The sequence below is a fragment of the Pseudomonas sp. S37 genome (assembly GCF_016658545.1).
Lineage (GTDB): Bacteria > Pseudomonadota > Gammaproteobacteria > Pseudomonadales > Pseudomonadaceae > Aquipseudomonas.
The window spans coordinates 1-3,491 of record NZ_JACVZC010000209.1 but is presented as its reverse complement, the minus strand read 5'-3'; the positions used below and the strand labels follow the sequence as shown (position 1 = coordinate 3,491).

Annotated in this window: 4 protein-coding genes; 3 read left to right on the top strand and 1 reads right to left on the bottom strand. The window is 62.9% G+C overall.

The window, feature by feature from the left end; all coding sequences use genetic code 11:
• Positions 1 to 148 precede the first annotated feature (148 nt).
• Positions 149 to 589, bottom strand: coding sequence for a GNAT family N-acetyltransferase (locus IAE39_RS29220; protein WP_201207931.1), 441 nt, complete (start codon positions 587 to 589; stop codon positions 149 to 151).
• Between the two features lie 232 nt (positions 590 to 821).
• On the opposite strand from IAE39_RS29220, the gene IAE39_RS29215 reads away from it, so the two are divergent.
• From IAE39_RS29215 to IAE39_RS29205, 3 genes are all read left to right on the top strand, one after another.
• Positions 822 to 1,604 carry an aldolase gene (locus tag IAE39_RS29215; RefSeq protein WP_201207930.1) on the top strand — a complete coding sequence of 261 codons (783 nt, stop codon included), beginning with the start codon at positions 822 to 824 and terminating at the stop codon, positions 1,602 to 1,604.
• A gap of 44 nt (positions 1,605 to 1,648) precedes the next feature.
• Positions 1,649 to 2,542 carry a dihydrodipicolinate synthase family protein gene (locus tag IAE39_RS29210; RefSeq protein ID WP_201207929.1) on the top strand — a complete coding sequence of 298 codons (894 nt, stop codon included), beginning with the start codon at positions 1,649 to 1,651 and terminating at the stop codon, positions 2,540 to 2,542.
• A 71-nt stretch (positions 2,543 to 2,613) separates the two neighbouring features.
• Positions 2,614 to 3,333 carry a type 1 glutamine amidotransferase gene (locus tag IAE39_RS29205; RefSeq protein WP_201207928.1) on the top strand — a complete coding sequence of 240 codons (720 nt, stop codon included), beginning with the start codon at positions 2,614 to 2,616 and terminating at the stop codon, positions 3,331 to 3,333.
• Positions 3,334 to 3,491 lie beyond the last annotated feature (158 nt).

Below are 3,491 nucleotides of genomic sequence, written 5' to 3'. Positions count from 1 at the left end.
GCCGGTGCCATACACCGCGTCGCCTGCTTCGCGGGTGAACCCGCTCCTACATTTGACCGCGCTGCTTCAGGCTCACGCTGTCCCATGTAGGAGCGGCTTTAGCCGCGAACACCGGCAAAGCCGGTGCCATCCGCTGCCCCTGCGAAACTCAGGACCTGAACTTCACAAAAACCAGTTCCGGGTCACCGTCATCCAGGTTTTCAACCTGGCCACTGCCAACAAAACCGAGCTTGCCGAGCAACGCCTGCATCGGCAGGTTAGACGCGTTGGTCGAGGTAAACAGCTTGTCCCCCAGTGACCGGGACTGCAGCACACGCAGGATGGCTGCACCAATACCCCGCCGGCGTGCCGAATCCCGCACCACCACGAGCGGTATGAAATCCTGCCCGAAAAATGAGTTATCCAGCACGCCATAGCCCAACAGCTCCGCGGCATCATCGGCATCCGCTGCCACCCAGCACTGGCCGCTCGCTACCGCGCGGGCAATGGACTGCCGCCGGCAATCTTCACGCTGCGCAATGGCATCAAGCTCGAAGAGTGCTTCAAGGTCGGCTTGCCGGGCGAGCCGCACTTCTGCTTCCAGAGTCATTTGTTCACCGCATGGATAACCAGACCGCACGTTAAACCCGACCGAAAGGGGCAGCAACGGCTGATGCGGCCCCTCTGCATTTATCTGCAAACCACTTGGGCTGCGAGGCGCCCAATTTATGTGTCACGATAAACTTGAATATGACACTAAGTGTCATTATGATCGCCATGTGTCCTGACGACCCACTACGTCGCTCAGCAACCTCTCGCGTTTTCACCAGCAGGTACCGCCCATGACGACCACCATGCACACCCCCAAGGACCAACTGGTCAAGCTCGCCCAACAGCAGATGCTGACGGCACTGGCCGACAACACCTACAGCGCCCGGCAAAAACTCGCGCTCACCTGCCGCATCCTGTTCGACGGCGGCCACGACTCCGGCCTGGCCGGGCAGATCACCGCCCGCGCGCAAGAACCCGGCACCTACTACACCCAGCAACTGGGCCTGGGCTTTGACGAAATCGCTGCCTCCAACCTGCTGGTGGTGGACGAAGACCTCACCGTGCTGCAAGGCCGCGGCATGGCCAACCCGGCCAACCGTTTCCACAGCTGGCTGTACCGCGCCCGCCCCGACGTCAACTGCATCATCCACACCCACCCGCTGCACAGCGCCGCCCTGTCGATGCTGGAGGTGCCACTGGCGATTTCGCACATGGACCTGTGCCCGCTGTTCGACGACTGCGCGTTCCTCAAAGAGTGGCCAGGCGTGCCGGTGGGCAATGAAGAAGGCGAGATCATCTCGAAAGCGATCGGCGACAAGCGGGCAATCCTGCTTTCCCACCACGGGCTGCTGATCGCCGGCCGTTCGATCGAGGAGGCCTGCGTGCTCGCCCTGCTGTTCGAGCGGGCAGCCAAGATGCAGCTGCTGGCCATGGGCGCTGGTGAGATCCGCCCGATCCCCGAAGCGCTGGGCAAAGAGGCCCATGACTGGATCTCCACCCCCAAACGTCATGGCGCCGCGTTCAGCTACTACGCGCGCCGTGCCTTGCGTGCCCACGGCGACTGCCTGGGCTGATTGAAGCTGTACTCTTTCCTTAACAACGGCAGAGGTGCCTGGTCATGTCTACACCTGTAATCCGCGGCGTTATCGGCTACACCATCACTCCCTTCACGGCAGACGGCACGCTCGACCTGGAAGCCCTGGGCACGTCCATCGACAACCTGATCGACGGCGGCGTGCACGCTATCGCGCCACTGGGCAGCACCGGCGAAGGGGCCTACCTGTCCGACAGCGAATGGGAAAGCGTGGTGCGCTTCAGCCAGGCCCACATTGCCGGGCGCGTGCCCAGCGTGGTCAGCGTCTCCGACCTTACCACTGCACGCACCGTGCAGCGTGCCCGCCTGGCGCAGGCCTGCGGCGCCACGGCGGTGATGGTGCTGCCGGTTTCGTACTGGAAGCTCACCGAAGCCGAAGTGGTCGCCCACTACAAGGCAGTGGGCGCCGCCATCGACATTCCGATCATGCTGTACAACAACCCGGGTACCAGCGGCACCGACCTGTCGGTGGAGCTGATCCTGCGCATCCTTGGCGAGGTGCCCAATGTGACCATGGTCAAGGAAAGCACCGGCGACATTCAGCGCATGCACCGCCTGTTCAAGGCCACCGATGGCCAGGTAGCGTTCTACAACGGCTGCAACCCGCTGACCCTGGAAGCCCTGGTGGCCGGCGCCACGGGCTGGTGCACCGCCGCGCCCAACCTGATCCCGGCCCTCAACCTGGCGCTGTGGGACGCCGTGCAGCAAGGCCAGCTGGCCGAAGCCCGCGCGCTGTTCTACCGCCAGTACGAGCTACTCGAGTACATCACCCGCCGTGGCCTGCCCACTACCATCAAGGCCGGCCTGAAACTGCTCGGCCAGGATGTCGGCGGGCCACGCTTGCCGCTGCAAGCGCTGGATGCGCAAGGCAGTGACTACCTGAAAGGCTTGCTGGAAACGCTGGGCGCAGCCAACTGACCCCTCCAGGCCTGCCCGGTAGCACGTCGCTGCCGGGCAGCTCTTCTGCACCCTCTGCATAGAGAAACACCATGAAAGTCCACTTTATCGTCCACGAAGCGTTCGAAGCGCCCGGCGCCTATGAAACCTGGGTCGAGACGCGCGGCCACAAGGCCAGCTATTCCCGCGTCTACGCCAACCAACCCCTGCCTGCGGATGCGAGCCACTTCGACCTGCTGGTGGTACTGGGCGGGCCACAAGACCCGGCCACCACCCTGGTGCAATGCCCGCACTTCGATGCTGCCGCCGAGTGCCGGCTGATCCGGCAAGCCATCACAGCCGGTAAAGCCGTGGTCGGTGTATGCCTGGGCTCCCAGCTGATCGGCGAGGCATTGGGCGTGCGTTTCGAACACAGCCCGGAAAAAGAGATCGGTCGGTTTCCCATACGCCTCACCGCCGACGGCAAAGCCAACGACAAGGTCGCGCACTTTGGCGAGGTCCTGCAGGTTGGACATTGGCACAACGACATGCCGGGTCTGACGGCTGACGCCAAAATACTCGCCACCAGCGAAGGCTGCCCACGCCAGATCGTTGAATACAGCCCGCTGGTTTATGGATTTCAGTGCCACATGGAGTTTACCGCCGAGGTCGTCGAACTGTTGATTGCCGCGTCGGAAACGGAACTGGCCAGCCTCAGCGACCGGCGCTTCGTGCAACAACCCGATGCACTGCGAGCTAACGAATGGGGGGAGATGAACCAGAAGCTCCATGGGTTTCTCGACAGGCTGGTCGGGGAATATCAGGCGCGATGAAGATAGCGGCCATTAGGGGTTCGTCAGTAAATTTGCAGGGTTAGCGGGTGTTCGGCGTTGCATTTTCAGCGCCTGTGAGATCGAGCGCCGGTAGGTGTTCGCCGAAGCATTTTCAGCGCCTATGAGATCGAGCGCCGCCCGCGCGGCGCTTCGCGGCT

What these genes read in the sequence shown, in the direction of transcription:
- IAE39_RS29220 (WP_201207931.1), bottom strand. Translation starts at nt 589, where the DNA reads ATGACTCTGGAAGCAGAAGTGCGGCTCGCCCGGCAAGCCGACCTTGAA.
- IAE39_RS29210 (WP_201207929.1), top strand. Translation starts at nt 1,649, where the DNA reads ATGTCTACACCTGTAATCCGCGGCGTTATCGGCTACACCATCACTCCC.
- IAE39_RS29215 (WP_201207930.1), top strand. Translation starts at nt 822, where the DNA reads ATGACGACCACCATGCACACCCCCAAGGACCAACTGGTCAAGCTCGCC.
- IAE39_RS29205 (WP_201207928.1), top strand. Translation starts at nt 2,614, where the DNA reads ATGAAAGTCCACTTTATCGTCCACGAAGCGTTCGAAGCGCCCGGCGCC.